This is a genomic window from Nocardia arthritidis NBRC 100137, assembly GCF_001612765.1.
GTDB lineage: Bacteria > Actinomycetota > Actinomycetes > Mycobacteriales > Mycobacteriaceae > Nocardia > Nocardia arthritidis.
In genome coordinates this window covers 53341-80308 of record NZ_BDBB01000013.1, presented here as the reverse complement: position 1 = coordinate 80308, position 26968 = coordinate 53341, and the positions used below count along the sequence as shown (strand labels likewise).

Annotated in this window: 22 protein-coding genes and 1 riboswitch; of the genes, 12 read left to right on the top strand and 10 right to left on the bottom strand. The window is 68.3% G+C overall.

The features are described from left to right. The first annotated feature begins 7 nt into the window (after positions 1–7). Positions 8–2338, top strand: coding sequence for an endopeptidase La (gene lon, locus NA8_RS11220; RefSeq protein ID WP_063050414.1), 2331 nt, complete (start codon positions 8–10; stop codon positions 2336–2338). Positions 2339–2445: 107 nt separating this feature from the next. Here lon and NA8_RS11215 read toward each other — a convergent pair whose 3' ends face one another. After that, on the bottom strand, positions 2446–2886 hold the full coding sequence (locus tag NA8_RS11215) for a PaaI family thioesterase (RefSeq protein WP_063050310.1): 441 nt from the start codon (positions 2884–2886) through the stop codon (positions 2446–2448). Beyond that, on the bottom strand, positions 2883–3467 hold the full coding sequence (locus tag NA8_RS11210; protein ID WP_063050309.1) for a TetR/AcrR family transcriptional regulator: 585 nt from the start codon (positions 3465–3467) through the stop codon (positions 2883–2885). The genes NA8_RS11215 and NA8_RS11210 overlap by 4 nt, the downstream gene beginning before the upstream one ends. Positions 3468–3557: 90 nt before the next feature. On the opposite strand from NA8_RS11210, the gene NA8_RS11205 reads away from it, so the two are divergent. The 3 genes from NA8_RS11205 to NA8_RS11195 all read left to right on the top strand — a co-directional run bounded on the left by NA8_RS11205 (position 3558) and on the right by NA8_RS11195 (position 7458). Continuing rightward, the gene (locus NA8_RS11205; RefSeq protein ID WP_063050308.1) at positions 3558–4628 is read left to right on the top strand and encodes a DNA polymerase IV; all 1071 of its coding nucleotides are present in this window, start codon (positions 3558–3560) and stop codon (positions 4626–4628) included. 37 nt (positions 4629–4665) lie between these two features. Then, positions 4666–5661 carry an oxidoreductase gene (locus NA8_RS11200; RefSeq protein ID WP_063050413.1) on the top strand — a complete coding sequence of 332 codons (996 nt, stop codon included), beginning with the start codon at positions 4666–4668 and terminating at the stop codon, positions 5659–5661. 276 nt (positions 5662–5937) lie between these two features. Beyond that, positions 5938–7458: an alpha/beta hydrolase gene (locus NA8_RS11195; RefSeq protein ID WP_157106643.1), complete on the top strand. Its 1521-nt coding sequence runs from the start codon at positions 5938–5940 to the stop codon at positions 7456–7458. Positions 7459–7467: 9 nt separating this feature from the next. Here NA8_RS11195 and NA8_RS11190 read toward each other — a convergent pair whose 3' ends face one another. Next, positions 7468–9348 carry an ABC transporter ATP-binding protein gene (locus NA8_RS11190; protein ID WP_063050411.1) on the bottom strand — a complete coding sequence of 627 codons (1881 nt, stop codon included), beginning with the start codon at positions 9346–9348 and terminating at the stop codon, positions 7468–7470. Positions 9349–9931: 583 nt separating this feature from the next. On the opposite strand from NA8_RS11190, the gene NA8_RS11185 reads away from it, so the two are divergent. From NA8_RS11185 to NA8_RS33700, 5 genes are all read left to right on the top strand, one after another. Beyond that, on the top strand, positions 9932–12712 hold the full coding sequence (locus NA8_RS11185) for an FAD-binding and (Fe-S)-binding domain-containing protein (protein ID WP_063050307.1): 2781 nt from the start codon (positions 9932–9934) through the stop codon (positions 12710–12712). A 347-nt stretch (positions 12713–13059) separates the two neighbouring features. Further along, a complete protein-coding gene (locus NA8_RS11180) occupies positions 13060–14001 on the top strand; it encodes a DNA-3-methyladenine glycosylase family protein (protein ID WP_063050306.1) in 942 nt (313 codons plus the stop codon). Between the two features lie 363 nt (positions 14002–14364). After that, positions 14365–14697, top strand: a complete 333-nt coding sequence (locus NA8_RS11175) for a DUF1616 domain-containing protein (protein ID WP_245663775.1) — start codon at positions 14365–14367, stop codon at positions 14695–14697. A 200-nt stretch (positions 14698–14897) separates the two neighbouring features. Continuing rightward, the gene (locus NA8_RS11170; protein WP_063050304.1) at positions 14898–15122 is read left to right on the top strand and encodes a DUF397 domain-containing protein; all 225 of its coding nucleotides are present in this window, start codon (positions 14898–14900) and stop codon (positions 15120–15122) included. An 89-nt stretch (positions 15123–15211) separates the two neighbouring features. Beyond that, on the top strand, positions 15212–15409 hold the full coding sequence (locus NA8_RS33700) for a hypothetical protein (protein ID WP_063050303.1): 198 nt from the start codon (positions 15212–15214) through the stop codon (positions 15407–15409). A 47-nt stretch (positions 15410–15456) separates the two neighbouring features. Here NA8_RS33700 and NA8_RS11160 read toward each other — a convergent pair whose 3' ends face one another. The 7 genes from NA8_RS11160 to NA8_RS11120 all read right to left on the bottom strand — a co-directional run bounded on the left by NA8_RS11160 (position 15457) and on the right by NA8_RS11120 (position 25053). Next, on the bottom strand, positions 15457–16203 hold the full coding sequence (locus NA8_RS11160; RefSeq protein WP_063050302.1) for a succinate dehydrogenase/fumarate reductase iron-sulfur subunit: 747 nt from the start codon (positions 16201–16203) through the stop codon (positions 15457–15459). 2 nt (positions 16204–16205) lie between these two features. Beyond that, positions 16206–18146 (bottom strand): fumarate reductase/succinate dehydrogenase flavoprotein subunit, encoded by a 1941-nt coding sequence (locus NA8_RS11155; protein WP_063050301.1) that lies wholly within the window; start codon positions 18144–18146, stop codon positions 16206–16208. Positions 18147–18171: 25 nt separating this feature from the next. Beyond that, positions 18172–19002 (bottom strand): succinate dehydrogenase subunit SdhC, encoded by an 831-nt coding sequence (gene sdhC, locus NA8_RS11150; protein WP_063050300.1) that lies wholly within the window; start codon positions 19000–19002, stop codon positions 18172–18174. A gap of 976 nt (positions 19003–19978) precedes the next feature. Beyond that, positions 19979–20266, bottom strand: coding sequence for an Rv0250c family protein (locus NA8_RS11135; RefSeq protein ID WP_040871251.1), 288 nt, complete (start codon positions 20264–20266; stop codon positions 19979–19981). Between the two features lie 193 nt (positions 20267–20459). Continuing rightward, positions 20460–21422 (bottom strand): alpha/beta fold hydrolase, encoded by a 963-nt coding sequence (locus NA8_RS11130; protein ID WP_063050297.1) that lies wholly within the window; start codon positions 21420–21422, stop codon positions 20460–20462. A gap of 333 nt (positions 21423–21755) precedes the next feature. Further along, positions 21756–23711 (bottom strand): acyl-CoA dehydrogenase family protein, encoded by a 1956-nt coding sequence (locus tag NA8_RS11125; protein ID WP_063050410.1) that lies wholly within the window; start codon positions 23709–23711, stop codon positions 21756–21758. A gap of 160 nt (positions 23712–23871) precedes the next feature. Further along, positions 23872–25053 carry an ATP-binding protein gene (locus NA8_RS11120; protein WP_063050296.1) on the bottom strand — a complete coding sequence of 394 codons (1182 nt, stop codon included), beginning with the start codon at positions 25051–25053 and terminating at the stop codon, positions 23872–23874. 168 nt (positions 25054–25221) lie between these two features. Here NA8_RS11120 and NA8_RS11115 point away from each other — a divergent pair, with 168 nt between their 5' ends. From NA8_RS11115 to NA8_RS11105, 3 genes are all read left to right on the top strand, one after another. Continuing rightward, positions 25222–25479: a hypothetical protein gene (locus tag NA8_RS11115; RefSeq protein WP_063050295.1), complete on the top strand. Its 258-nt coding sequence runs from the start codon at positions 25222–25224 to the stop codon at positions 25477–25479. 220 nt (positions 25480–25699) lie between these two features. Continuing rightward, a riboswitch (cyclic di-AMP (ydaO/yuaA leader) is annotated at positions 25700–25869 on the top strand. Positions 25870–25947: 78 nt separating this feature from the next. Next, positions 25948–26538: a C40 family peptidase gene (locus NA8_RS11110; protein WP_040871243.1), complete on the top strand. Its 591-nt coding sequence runs from the start codon at positions 25948–25950 to the stop codon at positions 26536–26538. A 3-nt stretch (positions 26539–26541) separates the two neighbouring features. Continuing rightward, entirely contained in the window at positions 26542–26946 is a 405-nt protein-coding gene (locus tag NA8_RS11105) for an RNA-binding S4 domain-containing protein (RefSeq protein WP_245663774.1), read from the top strand. Positions 26947–26968: the final 22 nt, after the last annotated feature.

Genomic DNA, 26968 nt, shown 5'->3' with positions numbered 1-26968 from the left:
GCCGGGCATGGTCGTGCCCATCGAACTGGACGAATCGGCGCAGGCCGCGATAGATGCCGCACGGGCCGCCAAAACCGAAGCCGTGCTGCTCGCGCCGCGGCTGAACGAGGGCTACGCCACCTACGGTGTGGTCGCCACCATCGAGCAGGTCGGTCGTATGCGCGGCGGAGCCCCGGCGGCCGTCCTCAAGGCCGAACGGCGCGCCAAGATCGGGCACGGGGTCACCGGCCCGGGCGCCGCGCTGTGGGTCGAGGCCGAGCCGGTCGAGACGCCCGCCCCGGACGGCCGCACCAAGGAACTGGCCGCGGAGTACAAGAAGCTGGTCGTCTCGGTGCTGCAACGCCGCGAGGCCTGGCAGATCATCGACGCGGTCAATCAACTGACCGACCCGTCGGCCATCGCCGACACCGCGGGCTACGCCCCGTACCTGACTGCCGAGCAGAAGCGGGAACTGCTCGAGACCCCCGACGTGGCCGAGCGGCTCACCACCCTGATCGAGTGGACCAAAGCGCACATCGCCGAGGCCGAGATCAGCGAGAAGATCAGCGAGGACGTTCGCGAGGGGATGGAGAAGAGCCAGCGCGAATTCCTGCTGCGCCAGCAACTCAACGCCATCCGCAAGGAACTGGGCGAGGATGAGCCGGACGGCGCGGACGACTACCGCACCCGCGTCGAGCAGGCCGATCTGCCCGGCGCCGTCCGCGAGGCGGCGCTGCGCGAAGTCGGCAGGCTGGAGCGGGCCAGCGATCAGAGCCCGGAATCCGGCTGGATCCGGACCTGGCTGGATACCGTGCTGGAGCTGCCGTGGACGGTGAAGACCACCGACAGCGCCGACGTCTCGGCCGCCCGCGCCGTCCTGGACGCCGACCACCACGGCTTGGACGAGGTCAAGGACCGCATGGTCGAGTACCTGGCCGTCCGCGCTCGCCGGGCCGCCCGCGGCCTGGAGGTCGTCGGTGGACGCGGGTCCGGCGCGGTGCTGGTGCTGGTCGGCCCGCCCGGCGTCGGCAAGACCTCGCTGGGTGAGTCCGTGGCGCGCGCCCTCGGCCGAAAGTTCGTCCGCGTGGCCCTGGGTGGCGTGCGCGACGAAGCCGAGATCCGCGGCCACCGCCGTACCTACGTCGGCGCGCTGCCCGGCCGCATCGTCCGCGCCATGAAGGAGGCCGGTTCGATGAACCCGGTCGTCCTGCTGGACGAGATCGACAAGGTCGGCTCGGACTTCCGCGGCGACCCGGCGGCCGCCCTGCTCGAGGTGCTCGACCCGGCGCAGAACCACACGTTCCGCGACCACTACCTCGATCTGGACCTCGACCTGTCCGACGTGCTGTTCATCGCGACCGCGAACGTCATGGAGACCATCCCCGGCCCGCTACTGGACCGGATGGAACTGATCACCGTCGACGGTTACACCGAGGACGACAAGGTGGCCATCGCGCGCGACTTCCTGGTGCCGCGGCAACTGGAGCGCAACGCGCTGACCGCTGAGGAGGTGACGGTCAGCGAGGAAGCGCTGCGCGAGATCGCCGCCAACTACACCAGGGAGGCGGGCGTCCGGCAGATGGAACGGCTGATCGCCAAGGCGCTGCGCAAGGCGGCCACCCGGCTGTCCGAGCGCGAAACCGTCCCCGCCACGGCGGGTTACGACCCCGAACTGGGTTACGAGGTGGATACCGACGCCTTGACGATCGGTCTGGCCGACTTGAAGGACTACCTGGGTCGCCCGCGCTTCACCCCCGATTCGGTCGAACGCACGGCCGTCCCGGGTGTGGCCACCGGCCTCGCCGTGACCGGCGCAGGCGGCGACGTCCTCTACATCGAGGCGAACGCCGCCGAGGGTGAGCGCTCGCTGACCCTCACCGGCCAGCTCGGCGACGTCATGAAGGAGTCCGCGCAGATCGCGCTGACCTACGTGCGCTCGCACCTGGAGGAGATCGGCATCGAGCCGACAGTGCTGGATCGCAACATCCACATCCACTTCCCGGCCGGCGCGGTGCCCAAGGACGGTCCGTCCGCGGGCGTCACGATGGTCACCGCCCTGGTGTCGCTGGCGCTGGGACGGCAGGTGCGATCGGACGTCGGCATGACCGGTGAGGTCACGCTCAACGGACGGGTGCTGCCGATCGGCGGCGTGAAGCAGAAGCTGCTCGCCGCCCAGCGGGCCGGATTGAAGACGGTGTTCATCCCGGCGCGCAACGAGCCGGATCTGGACGACGTCCCGGCGGAAGTGCTGGCCGCGCTGGATGTTCGCCCCGTCGCCGACGTGGCCGACATCCTGGCCTACGCCATCGAACCGGTGGCCGAACCCGCGTTGGGGCCCGCCTTCGCGGCCACTGCCTGACCTGGGCTGGAACGGCCGGGCACGGGAACTCCGTGCCCGGCCGTTCGCATGCTGCCGAGCGGGGCGGACAGACGCGGGCTGTGCGGTCATAGGCGGCGGCTCACCGGTCATCGGTCAGTAAGGTCGGCCTCCGCGAGCCGGGTGGTGCCTTGGGCCACTGCGCACAGAACCGGTTCCCGGCCCGGGCTTTCCGCCCAGATCTCGCAGTGGGCGACCGCTTGGCGGCGCGTCGCACCGGTGACAGCTGCCTCGACGCGCAAGCGCTCGCCCGCGGCGGGGCGGAGGTAGGTGATGGTGACACCGCCGGTGAGCACATTCGCGCCGAGCACCGTACCGGCGGCGAAGGTGAGGGCGTTGTCGGCGGCGTAGGCGAGCACGCCGCCGTGCACGTAGCCGAATTGCTGGGCCAATTCGCGGCGGACGGGGACGATCAGGGTGGCCGCGCCGTCGCCGAACGCGGTGATCTCGGTGCCGACCAGGGTGGCGAAGGGCTGGGCGGCCAGTACCTTCTTGGCGCTGTCGAGATCGAGGGTCATGGTTGTCGTCATCGGGAGACCTCCGCTGCGGCTCGGGTGCGATCGGCGGCGAGGGCGAGCCAGGCGGCGTCGGCGAGTTCACCCGCGACTTCGGCCGGGCCGACGCGCATTTCGCCACCCAGCCACTGTCGCGTGTATTCCTGCGCCGGGCCCAGCCACAGCGCGTAGACCAGATCGATCGGAAGATCGCGCACCACCCCGTATCCGGCGTGCGTGCGCCACCACCGCGTCACGTCGGAAAGGAAGCGGCGATTGCTCTCGCTCTCGCGCACCCCTGGCGGACGCGCGGAGGTGAGCACGGTCGCGCGGTATTGGTTTTCGCCGACCCACCGCAGGTGCTCGCGCACGCCCTCGGTGACGCCCGCGCGCGCGTCGGTGCTGTCGCCGACCGCTGCCCAGAAATGGTTCTGGTAGTCCGCGAGCGCGTTGGCCCACACCTGCCGGTACAGGTCGGCCTTGTCCGGGAAGTGGTGATAGAGCGCGCCGACGCTGGCGCCCGCCGCGGTGCGGATCTGCGTCAGCGTCGCGTCGAGCGCCCCGTGCTCGGCGAACTGGCGCTCGGCCGCCGACAGCAACCGATCTCGAATCTTCATAAACAGAACTTAGTTCTGTTCTGTGGTCGGCGCAATGCGCGATGTCGTCGGCGCGATGCGCGATGTCACGGCCCTGGGGTAGAACGGGATGTGGCCAAATGGCTGTTGCACGTCGATCTCGACCAGTTCCAGGCGGCGGTGGAGTTCCGCCGCCATCCGGAACTGCGGGGACTGCCGGTCATCGTCGGCGGCCACGGCGATCCCACCGAACCTCGCAAGGTGGTGACCTGCGCGTCCTATCCGGCGCGCGCGTTCGGCGTGCGAGCCGGGATGCCGCTGCGCAGCGCGCAGCGCAAGTGCCCCGACGGCGTGTTCCTTCCGCTCGACATGACCGCCTACGAGGATGCCTCGGACGAGGTCATGGCGCTGCTGCGGACGTTTCCGGGACGGGTCGAGGTGTGGGGCTGGGACGAGGCGTTCCTCGCCGCCGACACCGACGACCCGGAGGCCCTCGCGCAGCGGGTGCGCGGCGCCATCGCCAAGCTCGAACTGACCTGCTCGATCGGCATCGGTGACAACAAACTCACCGCCAAGCTCGCGACCGGGTTCGCCAAGTCATCGGGCAAGTCGTCGGCCGAGCCCGTCGCCGGTGCAGGCGCGGCCGCGGGTGTCTTCCGGCTCACCGCCGAGAACTGGACCGAAGTGATGGCCCATCGCCAGACGGACGCGCTGTGGGGTATCGGCACTCGGATCGCCGCACGGCTCGCCGAGCTGGGCATCCGAACCGTCGGCGACCTGATGGCCGCCGACCGGCATCGTCTCGCCGCGGAGTTCGGGCCGAACACCGGGCCGTATCTCTGGGTGCTCGGCCACGGCAAAGGCGATACGGACGTCACCACCGAACCACGAATACCCGTGGGCCGCAGCAAGTCCGAGACGTTCCCGCACGATCTGACCGATCCCGGCGAGATCCGCGCGCAAGTGGCGCGGCTGGCCACCGAGGTCGCCGAGGAGATGGCCGCGGCGGGCCGGATCGGCACCCGGGTTTCCGTGACGGTGCGCACCAACACTTTCTACACCCGCAGCAAGCAGGAGAAACTGCCCGAACCGACCATCGACGTCGCGCGGATCGCCGAGACCGCGCTGCGCATCGTCGAACGGTTCGACCTCGACCGCCCGGTTCGCCTGCTCGGCGTCCGGCTGGAACTCCTGCCGCAGTAGCTCCCGGACCCGTCCGGACCCTCGTATGCTCGTGCGCATGGAGTTCTGGGCGATGGTGGCACACGAGACGGATAGCGGGATCGTCCTGACCCGGCAGCAGGTCAACGAGGATTTTCTCGGGCCGGGCGACGTGACGATCAAGGTGCACTACTCGAGCGCGAACTACAAGGACGCTCTGGCGATCACCAAGGGTGGCGGTGTGGTGCGCAACTACCCGATCGTGCCGGGGATCGATCTCGTCGGCGAAGTGGTCGAGTCCGCCGACGACGATTTCGCCCCCGGCGACCAGGTGATCGCGCACGGATACGACATCGGCGTTTCGCACAACGGCGGCTTCGCCGAATACGCCAGGGTGCCCGCCGAGTGGGTGGTCAAGCTGGCGGACCTGAGCCCGCGCGACGCCGCCGCGCTCGGCACCGCGGGTTTCACCGCGGCCCTGAGCGTGCAGGCCCTGCTCGATCGCGGCCTCACCCCGGACGCGGGCCCGGTGCTGGTCACCGGCGCGACCGGCGGGGTCGGCAGCGTGAGCATCGACATCCTCTCCGGGCTCGGCTTCGAAGTGATCGCATCCACCGGCAAGACCGACGCGAACGACCTGCTCAGCGAGATCGGCGCGAACGATGTGATCGGCAGGTTGCCGGAGGAGCCGAACGCCAAGCCGCGGCCATTGACCAAAGCGCGGTGGGCCGCGGCCGTGGACAGCGTCGGCGGCGCCTCGCTCGCCTATGTGCTGAGCGCGATCGGCTACGGCGGCGTGGTCGCGGCCAGCGGGCTCACCGGCGGAGCGGAACTGCCCACCACGGTGATGCCGTTCATCCTGCGCGGCGTCGCGCTCGAAGGCATCGATTCGGTCAACCTCCCGATCGACCGTCGCCGCGAGGTATGGTCCCGGCTCGGCAAAGAGCTTCGCCCGCAGCATCTTTCCTCCTTGGTGAACTACGCTCCGATCACCGAGGCCGAGAAGGTGTTGCGCTCCATCCAAAGCGGCAGCCACCGCGGGCGAACCGTTATCGGCGTCCTGGGCGAATTCTGACCCGCCAGTTCTCGGTGTACTTCGGCAGGGCTCGGACGAATCCGCACCCGGTGGACGCATGGTCGTAGGACCGACGAAGCCCGGCTCGAGCGAATCGAGCCGGGCTTCGCTGATCGGTCTCACGCTGCGAAGGACTACGCGCGATGATCTTCGCACCGTGGATGGCTCGCGAGCCGAACACGCCGCGCGGGGGAAGACGCTGCCACCATCGCGTGCCCTGATCCGCTACGGTTCTTCGGCAAGCATGTGATCGCACCGGCCGAGAGGCGAACTTCGTTGTCCGCGAATCTGTTCTGGCGTTCGATGTCGATAGTGGCGGTTTCCGCGCTGCTCGCCGCGCCCACGTACAGCCGGGCCGATCCGGTGGCCGACCCGCAGCCGAACAGTTCGGACCGGTTCTATCGCCAGACGCTCGAATGGAGGCCGTGCGGCGTCGAGAATCTGGACAAGGCAGGGGGCGAGTGCGCGAACGTCCAGGTGCCGCTCGACTACGCGCGGCCCGGCGATCGCACGATCACCCTGGCGATCTCCCGGGTGAAGGCGAGCGATCCGGCACGGCGGCGGGGAATCCTGCTGTCCAATCCCGGCGGTCCGGGCGGCCCGGGGCTGGACAGTGTGGATCTGCTCGGTGACGTGCTGTCGCCGGACGTGCTGGCGAGCTACGACCTGATCGGGATGGACCCGCGCGGGGTCGGCGAGTCGAGCCGGAGTCCGCGATGCGGGTGGCCGGTCGGCGAGATGATCCGGTCGGCGGGCCTCGACCCGCTCGGCTTCCTGCACGACACGGTCCAATCCGCCGGCATGGCCGCTACGTGCGTCGTTCGCGATCCAGAGCTGGTGCGGCAGTTCACCACTCGCAACACGGCGCGGGACATGGACGTGGTCCGAGCCGCCTTGGGCGAACAGAAGGTCAATTTCTACGGCTTGTCCTACGGCACGTATCTCGGGGCGGTCTTCACCCAGATGTTCCCCGAGCGCAGTGATCGCATCGTGCTCGACAGCGCGATCGACCCGGACCGGTACTGGGAGGGCTTGGTCCAGGACTGGGGTCCCTCGGACGAGGTCGCGCTGGACGATTGGGCGGTGTGGGCCGCCGCCCGGGACGAAGAGTTCCGGCTAGGTGCGACGCCGCAGCAGGTGCGCGCGAAGGTCGAGGAGCTGGTCCGCGTCGTCAATCGCAGGCCGATCGTCGTCGATGACTTCGCGATCGACGACCACTGGTTGCCGTTCATCCTGCACTCCTTGCTGTGGAACTTCCGGTTGAACGAACCGTTGGCCGCGACGGTGCGCGAGCTCGCCGATGACGCAGGCGGCCCGCCCACCGTCTCGCGCACGCCGCGGTTGCGCGCCATCGTGGCGGCGTTGCGGGACAACGAGAACTCCGTCCTGGCGCAGATCGCCTGCGGTGATGTCGGCGCACCCATCGACCCGACCTGGTACTGGCGCAACATCGAGGAGAGCCGGGCCACGCAGCCGGTGTTCGGCGCGCTGGCGGGCAACATCCAGCCGTGCGCTTTCTGGCCTCGGCCGGTCGAACCGCCGACCGTGGTCCGGAATGCGGTGCCCGTGCTCATCGTGCAGGCGGCGGGAGATCCGCGCACTCCCTACGCCCACGCCGTCCGGCTGCACGAGTATCTGTCGGCGTCGCGGATGGTCACGCTGGAAGGCGTTCGCATCCACATGACCTTCCGGCCCGAGTTGAGCAGCTGTGTGAATAACGCGATCAACGGCTACTTCGGCGCGGGAACCCTGCCGGACACCGACACCACCTGTACCGCGGACCAGACGGCGAGCTAGGACGGCGGGTCAAGCCGCCGTCGTAACGGGCTCCTCGGCGAACTGGGTGCGGTACAGCTCCGCGTAGCGGCCATCGGCGGCCAGCAGTTGGGTGTGCGTGCCGCGCTCGATGATCCGGCCCTCCTCCAGCACCAGGATCTGATCGGCAGCGCGGATCGTGGACAGCCGGTGTGCGATCACCAGCGCGGTCCTGCCCTCCAGCGCTTCGGAAAGCGCCTCCTGCACGGCGGCTTCGGAGGTCGAGTCCAGTGACGCCGTCGCCTCGTCCAGGATCACCACGCGCGGTTGCTTGAGCAGCAGGCGCGCGATGGTCAGCCGCTGCCGCTCACCGCCGGAGAGCCGGTAGCCGCGCTCGCCGACCACGGTCGCCAACCCGTCCGGCAACGACGCGACCAGCTCGCGCAACCGGGCGCGTTCCAAGGCGTCCCACAACTCGTCCTCCGTGGCCTCCGGGCGCGCGAGCAGCAGATTGGCCCGGATGGTCTCGTGGAACAGATGCCCGTCCTGGGTGACCAGGCCGACCGTCTCGCGGATCGACCGGGTGGTCAGCTCGCGCACGTCCGCGCCGTTCAACCGCACCGCGCCGCCGTCGACGTCGTAGAGCCGGGAGACCAGCTGGGCGATGGTCGACTTGCCCGCACCGGACGAGCCGACCAGCGCGATCAACTGACCGGGCTCGGCGCGCAGCGACACGTTGTGCAGCACCTCCACCCCGCCGCGAGTGTCCAGATTCGCCACCTCCTCCAGCGAGGCCAGCGACACCTTGTCGGCCGACGGGTAGCCGAAGCTCACCGCGTCCAGCTCCACCGCCACCGGACCGGCCGGAACGGGCTTCGCGCCCGGCGCGTCCTCGATCAGCGGCTTCAGGTCGAGCACTTCGAAGACGCGCTCGAAGCTCACCAGCGCGGCCATGATCTCCATCCGGGCGCTGGCCAGCGCGGTCAGCGGGGTGTAGAGCCTGGTCAACAGCAACGACAGCGAGACAACCGCGCCCGCGTCCAACTGCCCGCGCAACGCGTACCAGCCACCGAGCCCGTACACCAGGGCGATCGCCAGCGCAGAAACCAGCGTGAGCGAGGTGACGAAGACGGTTTGCAGCATCGCGGTGCGCACGCCGATGTCGCGCACCCGGCGGGCCCGCAGCGCGAACTCGCCGGACTCCTGCTCCGGGCGGCCGAACAGCTTGACCAGCGTCGCGCCCGGCGCCGAGAACCGCTCGGTCATCTGGGTGCTCATCGCCGCGTTCAGCCGCGCCGCCTCCCGCTGCATGTCCGCCAGGCGGTTGCCCATCCGGCGCGCAGGAAACACGAACACCGGAAGCAGAACCAGCGCGAGCAACGTGATCTGCCACGAGATGCTCAGCATCACCCCGAGCGTCAGCGCCAGGGTGACCAGGTTGGCAACCACGCCGGACAGGGTGTCGCTGAACGCCCGCTGCGCGCCGATGACGTCATTGTTCAAGCGGCTGACCAGCGCACCGGTCCTGGTGCGGGTGAAGAAGGCGACGGGCATCTTCTGCACGTGGTCGAACACGGCGGTGCGCAGATCGAGGATGAGCCCCTCGCCGATTCGTGCCGACATCCATCGGGTCGCCAGCCCGAGCCCCGCGTCGAACACCGCGAGCACGCCGATCACCAGCGCGAGGACGACCACCACCCGCGCCGCCGCGCCGCCCACGATGTCGTTGACCACCCGGCCCGCCAGCACCGGCGTCGCCACGGCGAGAACCGCGGACACCACGCTGAACAGCAAGAACGCGCCGATCCTGCGGCGGTGCGGCGCCGCGAACCGGATGATGCGCCGGGCGGTGGCGAAGCGGAACGGCCGCTGTTCCTGCGGCGCGTTCGCCCGCCGGTACATCTGGCTCCACGCCACGGATTCGATGCTCACGTTGCTCTCCCTCTCGCTCCCCACCCATCCAAGACCTGGCCACCGACACTAGAACCTCAACAATGGTTGAGTTCAAGTCGATCCCGGTCCGATCCGATTCCGCCAACAGCGAACGTCTACAGGCAGGACGGTGTGCGCAGCGGGAGATGGCAGGCCACCGGTTTCGCTCGCCAGAAGCACCCCGCTCTGCACACACGGGTTACGTGGTAAGACAGATGTACGGTGCGGCGGACCCGGTCGTCGAAGTTTTGAGCGAAGTTCCACTCCACAACCACTGATCGAGAGTATTCGGGCAGAATCAGCCATTCGAGCGTGTTTGTGCCAGAAGTGATTGCGGGCAAGGCGCGCTCCAACGACTGATCGCTGGCGATAACGTCCCAGTCGGGGCTGGTGTGCTCCTCACCGCTGGGGCTTGCATCGATGTGTCCGACCACGCGCAGTTCGCGCCCCGGCTCACATCCGAGTGGTCGCCACGTCCGCGACGCGGACGCCAGCGGTGGGGCGCTCGGGCGCGAGCACGAAAGGGGCCGCGAACACCCAGCGCGGCAGGCGCTGGAGAATTGACGATGTGACCGAGAACCGGATGGCGGCACTGCGCGGCACGATCGCGGGTGAGGTCGATACCTCCGAGCGGCGGCGGGCGGAGTACTCCTCGGACGCGTCGAACTATCGGGTTCTCCCGGCCGCGGTCGTCTTTCCCCGCACCGAAGAGGACGTCGCGATCACCCTGGAATTCGCCCGCGATCACGGCCTGCCGGTGACCGCACGCGGCGCGGGAACGTCGGTGGCGGGCAATGCGATCGGTCCCGGACTCGTCCTCGACTTCAGCAGGCATATGAACCGGATCGTGTCGATCGATCCGGCCGCGCGCGTGGCCACCGTGCAACCGGGCGTGGTGCTGTCGGAGTTGCAGCGGGCGGCTCGTCCGCACGGCCTGCGCTTCGGGCCGGACCCTTCGACCCAGAATCGCTGCACCCTCGGCGGCATGATCGGCAACAACGCCTGCGGACCGCGCGCCGTGGCATGGGGCCGCACCTCCGACACCGTGCGCCAACTGCGCGTCCTGGACGGCACCTGCACCGAACGCAGGCTGGCCGCCGACCTGTCGGCGGTGCCGGGCCTCGCGGAATTCGGCCGGGCCAATCTCGCCGTGCTCCGCACCGATCTGGGGCGCTTCGACCGGCAGGCGTCCGGGTACAGCTTGGAACATCTCCTTCCCGAACGGGGCGCGTCGGCGGCCAAGGCGTTCGTCGGCAGCGAGGGCACCTGCGGCCTGCTGCTGGAGGCGACGGTCGACCTGGTCGCATTGCCCGCGGCCACCGTCCTCACGGTGCTCGGCTACCCGGACATCGCCACCGCCGCCGACGACGTCGCCGCCGTGCTGGCCTGCGCGCCGATCGCGGTCGAGGGCATCGACGCGCGGCTGGTCGACGTGGTCCGGGCGCACCGGGGGCTGGTGCCCGACCTGCCGCACGGCGGCGGTTGGCTGTTCGTGGAGACCGCGGGCGAGACGCGGGCCGACGCGTTGGCCGTCGCCCAGCGGCTGTGCCGGACCGCGGGCGCGATGGACACCCGGATCGTCACCGATCCCGGGACCGCCGCGGCGCTGTGGCGGATCCGAGCCGACGGCGCGGGGCTGGCGGGCCGCACGCCCGACGGGCGAGCGGCGTGGCCGGGGTGGGAGGACGCGGCCGTCCCACCCGCGCGGCTGGGCGCCTACCTGCGCGATTTCGCCGCCCTGACCCGCGACCACGGCCTCGACGGCCTGTTGTACGGGCACATCGGCGACGGCTGCATCCACGTCCGCCTCGATCTCCCGATCGCCGACGCGCCACGCCGTTTCCGTGCCTTCCTCTTCGACGCGGCGGAGTTGGTCGTGCGGCACGGCGGTTCGCTCTCCGGCGAGCACGGCGACGGCCGGGCCCGCTCCGAGTTGCTCTCGGTGATGTACTCCCCCGCGGTGCTCGACGTCTTCGCCGGCTACAAGGCGCTGTTCGACCCGGACGATGTCCTCAATCCGGGTGTCCTGGTCGCGCCGCGGGCGATCGACGCCGACCTGCGCCTGGCGGGAGTTCCGGACGTCCGGCCGTCGGGCGGCTACGCACTACCCGAAGACGACGGCGATATGGGCGCCGCGGTCCATCGCTGCGTCGGCGTGGGCAAATGCCGCGCCGATGGCGGTTTCATGTGCCCGTCCTACCAGGCCACCCGGGACGAGAAGGACAGCACGCGCGGGCGGGCGAGGGTGTTGCAGGAGGTGGTGCGCGGTGCGTTGCCCTGGTCGTCGGAGGCCGTCGCCGAGTCGCTCGACCTCTGCCTGTCCTGCCGGGCGTGCCGGTCGGACTGTCCGGCGGGCGTGGACATGGCCACCTACAAATCGGAGACGCTGTATCGGCGCTACCGCCATCGGCCGCGCCCGATCGACCACTACTCGCTTGGCCAGTTGCCCCGGTGGTTGTCGGTGGCGAGCCGGATGCCGCGCGTGGTGAACGCGCTGGCCGGGCGAGTCACGCTGCGCCGCATGGGATTGCGAGCGGCCGGCATCGATCCGCGCCGCGACGTGCCGCGCCTGGCCGCGCGCGGCTTCCGCCGGATCTGGCGTGATCTGGACGAGGGTGCCGCACTGGCCGAGTCGTCCTACGCGCCGGAGGAACGGGGTGGTTCCGGCGAGGTGATGCTGTGGATCGACACCTTCACCGACGCGTTCGCCCCGGAGATCGCCCTGGCCGCGGCACGGCTGCTGTCCACCCTCGGCTACCGGGTCCGGATTCCGCAGCGACGCGTCTGCTGCGGACTCACCTGGATCAGCACCGGTCAGCTCGACGGCGCCCGCGCGCGGTTGCGGGCCACATTGACCGCGTTGCAGGAGCATGTCGGCGCGGGCGGCCTGGTCGTGGGACTGGAACCGTCCTGCACCGCGGTCCTGCGCGCCGACCTCACGGAACTGCTGCCGGACGACCCGAGATCGGCCCCGACCGCCGCCGCGGTGCGCACCTTCGCCGAGTTCCTCGCCGAACAGCCGACCTGGCGCCCCCCGAAGCGAACCGGACAGTCGGTGGTAGTCCAGCCCCATTGTCACCAGCATGCGATTCTCGGATTCGATGCCGAGCGCCGATTATTAGCCAGCATGGGAGTCAAGGTGACGGAAATCACCGGATGTTGCGGGCTGGCGGGAAACTTCGGAATGCAGGAAGGCCATTACGACATTTCGGTGGCGGTGGCCGAGAACGGCCTGCTCCCCGCGCTGCGCGCCGTGGGCGAGGACACGATCTTCCTCGCCGACGGCTTCTCCTGCCGCACCCAGGCCACAGCCCTGGCCGGGCGGCAGGCACGGCATCTCGCGCAGTTTCTGCTGGGCGAGTGATTTTTTCGCACACACCCGTCGGTAAGCCGGACGGGCGCGCCGCGTGCGTCAGCTGCCGAAGGGCAGGGTGCCGGGCGGGATCTGGTAACCCGAGCTGCCCGCGGAAACCCCGCCCCAGGCGTTGAGCAACCAGTTGAGCAGATTGGTGATCATGAGAACCTCCGTCATTGCTACAGCCAGCTATTTGCCGAACGAAATCAATATCGCCGTGAATCTCGTTCCGTTACATCGGATTGCGAAACGGTAATAATGCACGATCGATATTGAAGGACTTCTGGTGTGGTCCAGATGATAATCCGTGGCGCCCAGCGGAGGGCGCTGCGGCGCCGCGCGCCGCACCGGGCAGAATGAGTGCGGTGCGCAGCGTGACGGTCGAGCCGGGAGCGAGCCGGACCGTGACCACGGATCGGCCGATCGATCTGGCGTGCACGCTCGCTCCGCTCGGCCGTGGCACCGGCGACCCGTGCCACCGGGTGACCGGCGACGGCGCCCACTGGCATGCTTCCCGGCTGCCGACTGGACCGGTCACCTACCGGTTGGCCCAGTCCAGCCCGTGCGCGGTGCAGGCACGCGCGTGGGGCCCGGGGGCGGCGGAATTCCTCGCGGGCCTCGAGCACATGCTCTGCCTGGACGAGGACGTGTCCGCGTTTCTCCCGGATCACCCGAAACTGGCAGATGCCCACCGCCGCTTCCCCGGACTGCGTATGTTGCGCACGGGTCTGGTCTTCGAAGCCTTGGTGCCCGCGGTGCTGGAGCAGAAGGTGCACACCGTCTCCGCACGGGCGTCGTGGCGGAAGTTGGTCCGGCAGTACGGCGAACCGGCGCCGGGCCCCGCGCCGGACGGAATGCGGCTACCGCCGGACGCCGACACCTGGCGGCGGATTCCCTCCTGGGTCTACCACCGGGCCAATGTCGGACCGCAGCGCGCCCAGACCATCGTGCGTTCGGCTCGGATCGCCGAGTCGCTGGAGCGCGCCGCGCGCGCCGACCCGGCCGAGGCGGCACGCATGCTGCGCAGTGTGCCCGGTATCGGGGTGTGGACCGCCGCGGAGATCGCGCAGCGGGCTTTCGGCGACGCGGACGCGCTGTCGGTCGGCGATTATCACCTCGCCGCCGCGGTCGGCTGGACCCTGCTCGGCCGCCCGATCGATGACCAGGCGATGGTCGAATATCTGGAACCGTTGCGCCCGCACCGCTATCGAGCGATTCGCCTGCTCGAGATCAGCGGCCACTTCCACAAGCCGAAGTTCGGCCCTCGCACCGCTCTGACGGACCATACCTGGCACTGAGTCACATCTTTCACATGTCCCCCGTCGGGAATCATTTTTCCACAATTTTGCACATTCTTTATCAGTCGAAGCTGCCCGCGGCGAAGCGAAACTAGAGCGCGTCGCGCCACACTCGGCCATCGCCGCATTCACGTCGGTACGCGAGCGGGAGCCGTGGTCGGATCGCAGGGGCTTCGGTATGGCGCGCACCTCATCGTCGAACCACACAACTGCAGGGGGTTGTCAGTGGAGCAGAGGCCACTTGGGGATACACCACGGTCCAGATGCCAGTTCTACCGGCGGGAATGTGATCTGCCCGCCGTTGTCGACCCACCCGGACTCGGCCGGATCGTGATGCGCGCCGGATCGGTGTGGGCGTTGACGATGCCGAGCAGCCTGGGACAGGCGGTCAAGGCGCATATGCAGAGCAAACGCGTCCGGCTCGGCCCTATCCTGGCGCACCCGCGCTCGAATCGATGGACCTTCTTGATCGTGCCGGATCTGCCCGAAAACGATACGCGCCTGTTCGCGGAATTGTTCCGGCTGAACGTCTCGGTATCCCGCACCGGATCGACGATCGCGTTGCCATCCCCGACCGCTTCGGTCGGAGCGATCCGATCGTGGATCGTGCCGCCGCGCAACAGGTTTCGCCCGTCCGGGCGGGAGGTGGTCGCGGCCATCCGCGCGTGGGCGGATCCGGCGCCGCGCCGCCGTTGAGGGCAGGCGGAGCGCGCTGCGGCGACGGGCGGGAAACCGTGGCGGTGGGGGGATACCGGGCCCGACTTTCGGCCTGCTGTTCGCCCTACAGCGCCGGTCGGCGGCGGTAATATCGGGCGCGCGTGAGTGCGTCCAGTGGGAGTGCTGGGGTTCTCGGTCCGTACACGTCTGCCGCGGCAGACAACGAAGGAGTCCAATTCGTGAGCATTCAAGGCAACGCGAACATAGACCTGACCGGCGCCACGTGGCGGAAGGCCGGAGAAGGGCCGGGGAACGACAGCGTCGAGGTGGCGCTACTGGCAGACGGCCATGTGGGAATGCGCAACGGACAGGACCCGGACGGGCCGGTGTTGATCTTCACGCCCGGCGAGTGGGCCGCCTTCACCGCAGGTGTGCAAGACGGTGAGTTCGACCGGCCGCGATAAGGCGCGGCGGGTTCCGAAGATCACGGAACGACGCATATTCGGCAACGAAAAGACGTTTGCCTGGTCCCGATACGGGTAGCCAACAATCTGTGGACCGTGGGCTCAAGAGTTCCCATCCCCGACACAAGAGATTGCGGCCGGACGATTGGGTGGAATGGCTGATCGTCGCGCTGTTGTTCGCAGTGGCGGCGGTCGGAGTCTTCGTCCTCACCCACTCGCTGCTGTCGGCGTTGCTCGTCGGCCTGCTGGTGTGGATCGTTGCCTTCGGTGTCGTGGCCATGTTGTAAGGGTGCGCCGACCGGCCGGGGATCGCCCCGGCCGGTCCTCCCCGCCGCTAACGGCGAAACAGCTTGTTGCCCAGCCAGACCAGCGGATCGTATTTGCGGTCGGCCACCCGTTCCTTCATCGGGATCAGCGCGTTGTCGGTGATCTTGATATGTTCCGGGCAGACCTCGGTGCAGCATTTGGTGATGTTGCACAGACCGAGCCCGTGCTCGTCCTGGGCGAGTTCGGTCCGGTCTCCGACGTCCAGCGGATGCATCTCCAGTTCGGCGATCCGCATCAGATAGCGCGGCCCCGAGAACGATTTCTTGTTCTCGTCGTGATCGCGTACCACGTGGCAGGTGTTCTGGCACAGGAAGCATTCGATGCACTTGCGGAATTCCTGGGAACGCTCCACATCGACCTGCTTCATCCGGTACTCGCCCGGTTTGAGATCGGCGGGTGGTGTGAACGACTGGATCTCCCGGGCTTTCTCGTAATTGAACGATACGTCCGTCACGAGATCCTTGATCACGGGGAAGGTGCGCATCGGCGTCACCGTGATCACTTCGTCCTCGGTGAAGGTGGACATCCGCGTCATGCACAGCAGGCGCGGCCGCCCGTTCACTTCGGCCGAGCAAGAACCGCACTTGCCCGCCTTACAGTTCCAGCGCACGGCCAGGTCCGGCGCCTGGGTGGCCTGTAGCCGGTGGATGATGTCGAGCACCACCTCGCCCTCGTTCACCAACACGGTGAAGTCGTGCAGTTCTCCGCCGTCGAGATCGCCGCGCCATACGCGGAATTTGGCGTCGTAACCCATCGTTACGCCTCTCGCTCCGTCGATTGCCCGGCCGCGGCCGGGTGCCCGGCGAGTTCATCCGGGGTGTAGTACTTCTCGAGCTCGCCGAGATCGAAGAGGGCGAGCAGGTCCGATCGCATCGGTTGCTGTTCCTTGCGTGTCACGGTGACGCCCGGGATCGGATCGCCGGCCGTGCTCGGATCCACCGCGCAGACCAGCAGTTTGTTGCGCCAAGCGGGATCCATCGACGGGTGGTCGTCGCGGGTGTGCCCGCCGCGGCTCTCGGTCCGCAGCAGCGCCGCGTGTGCCACGCATTCGCTGACCAGCAGCATGTTCTGCATATCGAGGGCGAGGTGCCAGCCGGGATTGAACTGGCGGTGGCCCTCCACGGTCACCTGACGGAACCGGGCGCGCAACTCGGCGAGTTTGTCGATCGCCTCACGCACTTCGTGTTCCTTGCGGATGATGCCGACCAGGTCGTTCATCGTCTGCTGCAGATCGGTGTGCAAGGTGTACGGGTTCTCGCCCTTGCCGTCGGCAGGAGGATCGAACGGAGCGACGGCGGCCTTCGCGGCCTTCGTGACGTCGTCCTCCGAGACCGACGGCCGCGCGCCGAGCCGCTCCACGTAGGCGGCGGCGCCGAGTCCGGCCCTGCGGCCGAAGACCAGCAGGTCGGACAGCGAATTCCCGCCCAGGCGATTGGAGCCGTGCATGCCGCCGGAGCACTCGCCCGCGGCGAACAGTCCCGGCACCGTGGCCGCACCCGTGTCCGGATCGACCTCGACACCGCCCATCACGTAGTGACAGGTCGGCCCGACCTCCATCGGCTCCTTGGTGATGTCGACGTCCGCGAGTTCCTTGAACTGGTGGTGCATCGAGGGAAGCCGCCGCACGATCTCCTCGGCGGGCATCCGGGAGGCGATGTCGAGGAAGACGCCGCCGTGCTCGGTGCCGCGCCCGGCTTTGACCTCTTCGTTGATGGCGCGGGCGACCTCGTCACGCGGCAGCAGATCCGGCGTGCGACGTGCGGAGTCGTTATCGCGCAGCCATTGGTCGGCCTCTTCCTCGGTCTCGGCGTACTGCCCTTTGAAGACCGGCGGAATGTAGTCGAACATGAACCGCTTGCCCTCGGTGTTCTTCAGCACCCCGCCGTCACCGCGCACACCCTCGGTGACCAGGATGCCCTTCACGCTGGGCGGCCAGACCATGCCGGTCGGGTGGAACTGCAGGAACTCCATGTTGATCAGCGTCGCGCCCGCGCGCAGCGCCAGCGCGTGCCCGTCGCCGGTGTACTCCCAGGAATTCGAGGTCACCTTGTACGACTTGCCGATGCCACCGGTCGCCAGCACCACCGCGGGGCTCTCGAACAGGATGAAGCGGCCCGATTCGCGCCAGTAGCCGAACGCGCCGGAGATGCGGTCACCGTCCTTGAGCAATTCGGTGATGGTGCATTCGGCGAAGACCTTGATGCGCTTCTCGTAGTCACCGGTCTCGGCGAAATCTTCCTGCTGCAGCGAGACGATCTTCTGCTGCATCGTGCGGATGATCTCCAGGCCGGTCCGGTCGCCGACGTGGGCCAGCCGCGGGTAGGTGTGGCCACCGAAGTTGCGCTGGCTGATGCGGCCGTCGGGCGTCCGATCGAACAGCGCGCCGTAGGTCTCCAGTTCCCACACCCGGTCGGGCGCTTCCTGGGCATGCAGTTCCGCCATGCGCCAGTTGTTGAGGAACTTGCCGCCGCGCATCGTGTCCCGGAAGTGAACCTGCCAATTGTCCTTTTCGTTGGCGTTGCCCATCGACGCCGCGCAGCCGCCCTCGGCCATCACGGTGTGGGCCTTGCCGAACAGCGATTTGCACACCACCGCGACCGACAGCCCGTGCTCTCTGGCTTCGATGACCGCCCGCAATCCGGCGCCGCCCGCTCCGATCACGACGACGTCGTAGTTGTGCCGTTCCACTTCTGCCATGCAGAAAAACTCCTCGATGAGGCGGTCAGTCGATGAACCGCAGATCCGAAATCGTTTGGCTGGCAACCAACATGACGTAGAAGTCGGTCAGCACGAGCGTGCCGAGAGTGGTCCAGGCCAGCGCCATGTGCCGGGTGTTCAGCTTGGAGACCTGCGTCCAGAACCAATAGCGCACCGGATGGCCCGAGAAATGCTTGAGCCGTCCGCCCGCGATATGCCTGCACGAGTGGCACGACAGCGTGTAGGCCCACAGCAGGATCACATTGACCAGCAGCACGATATTGCCGAGGCCGAAACCGAAGCCTCCGGATTTGCCGTGGAACGCGACGATGGCGTCGTAGGTGTTGATCACCGAAACGACCAGGGCCACATAGAAGAAGTAGCGGTGCGCGTTCTGGATGATCAGCGGCAGCCTGGTCTCACCGGTGTACTTGGCGTGCGGCTCGGCCACAGCGCAGGCGGGCGGCGAGAACCACACCGACCGGTAGTAGGCCTTGCGGTAGTAGTAGCAGGTCAGGCGGAAGCCGAGCAGGAAGGGCAGCACCACGAAGCCCAGCGGCAACAACACCGGCAGTTCGCCCAATGGGGTGCCGAAATGGCTGGAACCCTCGACGCAGGAAGTGCTCAGGCACGGTGAGTAGAACGGGGTCAGATAGTGGTAGTCCGGAACCCAATACGCCGTGCGCACATACGATCTGACCGTCGCGTAGATGACGAACGCGGCGAGTCCGAGCACCGTGACGAGTGGGGGGATCCACCATCGGTCGGTGCGCAATGTGCGTTCCGAGATCCGGGCCCTTGTTCTGCTGAATACGCCGGTGCCCGCTTCCGGGGCGGCGGTCGGTGCGGCACTCACAGGTGGATGCCTCGCTGATCTTGTGTGCGGTTGGTCATCGTTACCTCCGCAATCGAATGTGATGCTGAGCACCATACGACACGTGCGCTATGGATCGAGCGGGGTCTCGACAAACCAAGCCCGCCGTCAACCGTATGATTTGCGCCACATCCCGCGTGCCGCTTGATTGCTTACGTCGCGTAGCGGGCTAACCGGACTTTTCGAACTCGACTCGTGCGAAACAAGATTCGGGCGAGGCGACCGATGCCGCCGGACGAGGTGCTCATGCCGGGTGATCCGAGCTCGCGGCACCGATGCGGGCGGCTGTGGTACGTGGCTCGGACCGAGGAACTCGAACTCACCGGATGGTCGTCCTGGTCGGCGGTGCGGGTCCGATTCCGGCGCCTTCGGGCTTGGGGGCGCCCGCCGCCTCGATTGCGAATCCAACCGGTTTCGCACGCGATTGCCGGTCGAACCGGCGTCGCCGTTGGGTGCCCGGTCGTACCGGTTTCGCACTCGATTGCGGGTCGAACCGGCTTCGTACTCGGGTGACCCCGTCGCACCGGAGTCACACTCGGTGGCCCGTCGCACCGGCTTCGCGCTCGAGGACGCCGTCGAACCGGCTTCGCACTCGGTCGCCCCGGGTCTGCGCAGTTCTGCGGAAAGTGCCGCCTCGGGACATCAGCGTGACATCGACCGCGCCCCGAGATCGACGTGAGCGATGGCGAGTCGAGCGGTCACGGCACACACGTTGGTCGAGCGGGTGTCGACGACGGCGGTCGATCGCGCTGAGAGCGGTCCGCCCGCGCATCGTGTCGACGTCGCTGCTCTCGAACTCTGGCGGCACGCGGACGCCGCGCATCGAGGGCCATGGCGTTCGGCCACGATCGCCGCCCTGTTCGAGCGTGGATGCCGCGTGCCCCACTGACACGCGGACCCTGCCGCCGCCGGGCCGCAACGCACCGTGATGGGCGGCTCCGCACCGCCCAGCACGGGACTACTTCGTCCGCGGACGGGAGTGAAAGCCCAGCCCCTCGTCCTGCGCGCCCATCCAGGCGGCCTCATCGGACTTGCTGTCCGGCACGTAGATGACGTCCTGGGCGCTGCGCCGCACCTCCGGCGGCGGTGACTTCTCGAACTCGTCGGCGTCGATGACGAGCCGCTCGAGGTCGTTCTCCAGCCTGCGTACCGTGCTGGCGTCGCCGTACTGGTTGCGCAGTACGCCGATGGATTGCCGGAGCTGGCCGACCGCGTAGCGTAGTTCCGCAAGTTCGCTGCGTGTCATCGAGACCTCCTGAATTCCCTGGCGGATATGCGAACTCGATGCCGTGATGCGCGGTTGCCCGTCTGCCTTGGACCGCGCGACATCAAGCTGTGTGACCCACCGCACAACGTGATCTACAACACAGTACAGAAAGATTTTGTTCCTGGCTCGTGCCGGGCGGAAATCAGATGATTGCCCCTCGGTTGCCGAGGGTTCAGCCGGCAGTGGCGTACCCGGTGCCGGAGCATGCCGCGGCGAAGGCTCGTTCCACGAGTCCGGCGATGGACAGCGCGACTTCTTCGGCCCGTTCGAGCATCACACTGTGTCCGGCGCCCTCCAGGCGGACCAGCTCGGCGCCGGCCAGTTGAGAGGCCAGTGCCACCGAGTGCGCGAACGGGAAGATGATGTCCGCGGACCCTGCCAGCACCAGCGCGGGAATGACGCCGAGGCGGTGCAGGCTCGCCGTCTCGTCGAAGGTGATCAGTGAATGCAGGAAGCCGGCCATGGTCAGCAGCGGCGTTTCGTTCAGCATCGCGGTGGCCAGCGCGGTCATGCGCGGGCTCGCCTTTCTGGTGCCGAATTCGGCCTCGCGCAGGATCGGCGTGCACAGGCGACGAGTCAGGCGCCTGGACGCCTGCATCACGCGCGGAGCTCGGGTGACGGCCGCTTGCAGCGAGCTCACCGCCCGCCGGTTCAGCAGGCGCGCCAGCCCGACCTCGGTGATTCCGGCGGCCGCGGCCGCGAGCAGCCCGACGCCGGTGATGCGCGTGCCGATGGCCTCGGGATGGAGCCGGGCGTAGGCGAGCACCACCATGGCGCCCATGGAATGGCCGACCAGGATCACCGGCCCGGTCGGCGCGACCGTGCGCAGCACGGCGTCCAGGTCGTGGCCGAGCTGCTCGATGGTGTAGGTCGACGGGTGCGCCGTCCCGGATCCGCCGTGGCCGCGGTGGTCGTAGAACACCATCCTGGTGTCGCTCTCCCATTGTCGCAGCAGCAGCTCACGCAGGTAGGACCAGGATTCGCCGCCAAGGCAGTGGCCGTGGACGAAGACCACGGTGGCGGTGGCGTCGTCGGCGCCGAAGACGCGGACCGCGAGGGGAATGCCGTCATCGGCCGACACCGTGACGCGGTGTCCGTCGTGATCGGCGGCGCGGCGGGCGATGCTCGTGGACATGACACTCTCCTGTGAGCGAGGCGCATGTTCGGCGCTTCTGTCCAGTTGTCGAACTGGATTTCCGCGCCGTTAGCGGCCCACACCCGCCGTTACGCATACGTTGCGCAACTGAGGCTGCCGGTCGATCCGGCAGCTGCCGTCGCGTTCACAGGAAAATCTACGAGTGAATAGCTCAGAAACTAGATTCATTTAGATTGCACTGCGCACTTCGGGCTTCCGTGCGAGCGGTAGGGAGAATCGGGGCTTTCTAGGATATATCCGAGACTCGCGAATAATGCGCGAGCGACCGCCCGCCGCGGCCGACGTCGGGCGGCCGCGACGGACCGGCGGCGATCAGGACCCGGCGCGGGGGCGCGTAGACGGCAGGAACGGGCGCAGCAGGTTCTCCTCGGTCGACGGACCCATCTGCCACTCCGCGATCCACGGCCCGGTTCCCTCGCTCGGGTCGAGCACGCCGTCCTCCAGCCACTCGTAGCGGCCGTCGAGCACGCCGCGGGTGAGGGTGCGGTCGTCATCGTCGGTGTTCTCCCACAGCGAGTCGAACAGCCTGCGCACGCGCACGCGGGACTGCCTGCAGAAGGCGTCGGCCAATTCTTCGGCCGCCTTGCTCTCCGGCGCGTCGGCGGCGCGCAGGGCCTCGGCCCGCACGCAGGCCGCCGACATGGCGAACAGCTCGGCGCCGATATCGACGATGCGGCCGAGGAAGTTCTGCCGGTATTCCAGGCCCGCCTGCCAGCGGCCCATCGCGTACATCAGCGACCTCGCCTGCTTGCGCGCACTGCGCTCGACGAACCGTAAGTGCCGGGCCAATACGCCGAATTCGGTGTACGCCGCGGGCACCGTCCCCGCTCCGACCGCCAGCTGCGGGAACCACTTGGCGTAGAAACCCGTCGCCCCGACCGCCGCCTTCGCCTTGTCCTTGAGTTCGGCCTTGCGGTCGACCAGCGCGCCCGCGGCGGCCATGTGCGCGTCGGCCATCTCCCTGGCGATCAGCAGCCGCATGATCTCGCTGGAGCCCTCGAAGATGCGGTTGATCCGCAGATCGCGCACCAACTGCTCGGCCGGGACAGCCCGCTCGCCCCGAGCGGCGAGCGAAGCCGCCGTCTCGTAGCCGCGGCCGCCGCGGATCTGAACCAGTTCGTCGGCGATCTGACAGCTCATCTCGCTGGCCCACAGCTTGGCCAGCGCCGCCTCGATCCGGATGTCGTTGCGGCCCTCGTCGGACATGGTCGCCGACAGGTCGAGCGCCGCTTCCAGCGCGAACGTGGTGGCCGCGATGAAGGCGATCTTCTGACCCACGGCCGCGTGCTCGCCGACCGGCCTGCCCCACTGCACGCGCTGCGTGCTCCACTCGCGCGCGATCTTCAACGACCACTTTGCGGCGGCGGTGCACAGGGCGGGGATGGCGAGCCTGCCCGCGTTCAGCGTGGTGAGCGCGATCTTCAGGCCGTCGCCCTCCCGGCCGATCAGGTTGCGCTTGGGCACCCGGACGTTGTGCATCCGGGTCAAGCCGTTCTCGATGCCGCGCAGGCCCATGAAGGAGTTGCGCCGCTCCACGGTGATCCCCGGGGAATCGGCCTCGACCACGAAGGCCGAGATGCCGCCGCGATGCCCCTCGCTCTTGGGCACCCGGGCCATCACCACCAGCAGTTCGGCGACCACGCCGTTGGTGGTCCACAGCTTGACGCCGTTGAGCACGTAGGCCTCGCCGTCTTCGGTCGGCGTCGCGGTGCTGGCCATCCTGGCCGGGTCGGAGCCGACATCGGGCTCGGTGAGCAGGAACGCGCTGACCGCCCCGGCCGCGCAACGGGGCAGGAACTCGGCCTTCTGCTCGTCGGTGCCAGCCAGCTTTAGCGGCTCGGGCACGCCGATGGACTGGTGCGCCGAGAGCAGGACGCCGAGGCTCGGGTGCGTCGAGCCGACCAGCATCAGCGCGCGGTTGTAGCCGAGCTGGGAGAGACCCTGGCCGCCATACGATTGCGGGATCTTCAGGCCGAAGCAGCCGAGCTCGGCCAAGCCCTTGACGTACTCGTCCGGGATCCGGCTCTCCGCTTCGATCACCGATCCGTCGATGGACTCGCACAGCGTGCGCAGCCGGGACAGGAACGCCTCGGTGCGCTCGGCGTCTTCCGGGCCGGGCTGCGGATACGGGTGGATCAGGTCGAGCCGGAACCGTCCCAGGAACATCTCCTTGGCGAACGACGGCTTGGCCCAACTCGTTTCGCGCGACTCCTCGACCAGTGCGCGGGCCTGTTCTTCGGTGGCGTCGACTTTCGCGGCTGTCGCCATGATGTCCTCCTCGGACGTGATCAGGATCACATCCGAGTGTAGGAGGGTTTGTTACCCATCGGTAGGGCTGCTGGTCGAGATAAATCTACGAATATCTATTGATCTTGGAAGAGATGGCCATAGTCGGCAATGCGCCGCCGCCCGCGTCGCCGGGCGACGCTCAGACCGAGCGCAGATAGCGGCCGAAGTGCGGCACCGTGAAGCCGATCGTGCCGCGTTCGGCGGAGTAGATCAGCCCTTTCTTGATCAGGCCGTCGCGGGCGGGGGAAAGGGAAGCCGGTTTGCGGCCGAGTTCGTTGGCCACTGCCGCGGTCGCCACCGGGCCGTCGTCGCCGGCCAGGTCGGCCATAGCGCGCATGTATTCGCGTTCGGCGGGGGTAGCCCGCTCGTAACGGGACCCGAAGAACCCGACCGCCAGCTCCTCCTCGGCGGCGGGTGAGGCCACCTCGACGTCCTCGGCCGTGATCGGACTCTCGGGCGCCTGATCCCAGGCGGCCTTGCCGTATGCCTGCACGAAATACGGATAGCCATCGGCCTTGCGGTACAGCGCGTCCAGCGCCTCGTCGGTGAACTTCACGTCTTCGCGCTGGGCCGGCGCGATCAGCGCTTGGTCGGCGGATTCCCGGTCCAAGCGGTCGATGCGGTGGTAGCTGAACAGTCGCTCCGAGTAGCTCTTCGAGGCGGAGAGCACCGCGGGCAAGTGTGGGAGGCCCGCGCCGACCACGATCAGCGGCGCGGCGTCCTGGCTCAGTTCGTGGCATGCGCCGCAGATCGCGGAGATGTCCGCGGGCCCGAGATCCTGCATCTCGTCGATGAAGATCGCGATGCCGACGCCGATGTCGCCGGCCAGTGCCGCCGCCTCGACCAGCAGTTCCACCAGATCGATCTCGATGTCGCCGGAATCGGCCCGACCGCTGACCGCCGGTACGTCGATGCCGGGTTGCCAGCGTTCTCGCATGCCCTTGTCCGCGGTGGCCCGCAACGCGAACGCCTTGAGTATGCCGAGGAAGTCGTCCACCCGCTCCGGATTCCGGTGCGACGTGGCGATCGCCCGCGCCGCCATGTGCAGCGCCGAGGACAGCGGGCGGCGCAGTTCCTGGTCCGGCCGCGCCTCGATCTTGCCGGTGCCCCACCCCCGGGAGATCGCCGCGGAGCGAAGCTGGTTGAGCAGCACCGTCTTTCCGACCCCGCGCAAGCCCGTGAGCATCACGCTGCGTTCCGGGCGGCCGCGCGCGACGCGTTCGAGCACGATGTCGAAAGCGGTGAGTTGCTTGTCGCGCCCGGCTAATTCGGGTGGGCGCTGTCCCGCTCCGGGGGCATACGGATTCCGCACGGGGTCCATGCCCTGACACCGTAGCGCGTTTCGTCCGGATAATCTGGGCGCGTCTACGGCGTGTCCTAGAGAGCCCTAGCGGTCCGTATTGCACTATTGCTCTCGCCGCCGGTTCTCTAGGCTGGTGGCGGTTCGCCAGAATGGTCGCGCGGTATCGACGCGCGGGAACGGAGGGGCATGTCCGACGAACCCAACCCTCCCGGCCTCGCCGAAGTGGTCGGGTCCTGGAATGTTCCGGCGGGCGCCACGGTGGCCCAGCGCATCCGGTCCAACATCCTCGTCGCGATCGAACGCGGCTACGACGATCCCCAACTGGTCGCCGATCTTGCGGTCGGGCCGCTGGTCATGGCACTCGGCGGGCTCGAGGTCGAACTGGCCGAGGCGCGCCGCAGGATCGACGAGCTCGAGCGCGCGGTGCACGGCTCGCGGTCTTGACGCCGGGTGCCCGTGCGGGGCGGGGTTGTCCTTTCGGTGACCCGGCCCCGCCGAACGAGATCCGGTCGTGACCCGGGGCCCGATGGCCGTTTTCCGCCATGTCGTCGCGGGTTCGGTGGTGATGGAAAAGTCGCAGCTCTGTGCGCTGGACAACATCGCGTCCGCACCGTAATCTTCTCGTGACTTAGTGGAACAAGTCGCTTCGTAAGTGAAACGGCGCCACTAGTTACCGCCTTAACGGCTGTCGGGGCCAACTGGTCTCGGCTGTCGTGCCGGGGACCCACAGGTTCGTCTGGGGTGAATCCTTGCGGCCATTTTCGGTCGCGAGGTAGGGCCGCTCTCCCGGTCCGAACCCGTCAGCTAACCCGGTCGGCGGGAGAGCAGCAAGATCGGAGACGTAGCTCGGTGGGTAAACACAGCTTGCAACGGGATTCTCGGGTTCCGAATTCCGTCAAGGGTGCGATTGTCATGGGTGCGGTGGCCGCTACTGGCGCCATGCCCGCGATTCCGGCCATGGCCGCGACCATCAACGTTCCCGGTGTCGGCAATTTCGACGTTCCGCAAGAATGGGAACAGCCGGTCCAGCAGCTCAACCAGCAGATCCAGCAGGCGCTCGCGGCTGCCCCCGCGGCTCCCCAGGCGCAGCAGCAGGTCGCTCCGCAGGCGCCCAATTTCGCGCCGATGCTGCCGGGCCTGTTCGGCCAGCAGCAGAACTCCCCGGGCGATATCGCCCTCGACGCCGCCAAGACCAAGGTCGGCGCCCAGTACTCCTGGGGCGCCGCGGGTCCCCGGGCCTTCGACTGCTCCGGCCTCGTCCAGTGGGCGTTCCGCCAGGCGGGCGTCGAACTGCCCCGCACCAGCTTCGAGCAGTCGCATGTCGGCGCTCCGGTCGCCTACCACGACCTGCAGCCGGGCGACATCGTCATCACCAACGGCGGCGGTCACGTCGGCATCTACGCGGGCGACAACAAGCTGCTGAACGCGGTGCAGTCGGGTACGCCGGTGTCCTACACACCGCTGCGCCCCGACATGGTGGTCACCGCACGCCGTATCGTCTGACGAGTGGCCCGCGCCGAATCCGGCATCCAGAGCACTGCGACCCAGGCCCGCGTCGACTCGTGGACCTGGGCGGTGCGCCTGTTCAAAACCAGATCCGCTGCCTCGGAGGCATGTCGCGGTGGGCACGTCCGGGTGAACGGCGCGACGGCCAAGCCCGCCCAACCCGTACGCCCCGGTGACGAGGTACGCATCCGCGCCGGCGGTATCGAACGCATCGTCATCGTGGAGCGGATTGTCACAAAGCGTGTCGGCGCTCCGATCGCGGCGCAATGCTTGATCGATCGCAGTCCGCCTCCTCCCCCGCGCGAGATCGTGGCGAGCCTGCCCCGCCGCGACCGCGGCGCCGGACGGCCCACCAAGCGTGAGCGGCGCGAGACCGATCGCCTCATGGGCCGAGCCGATTCCTGAACAAGCGCGTCCTCGTCAGGAC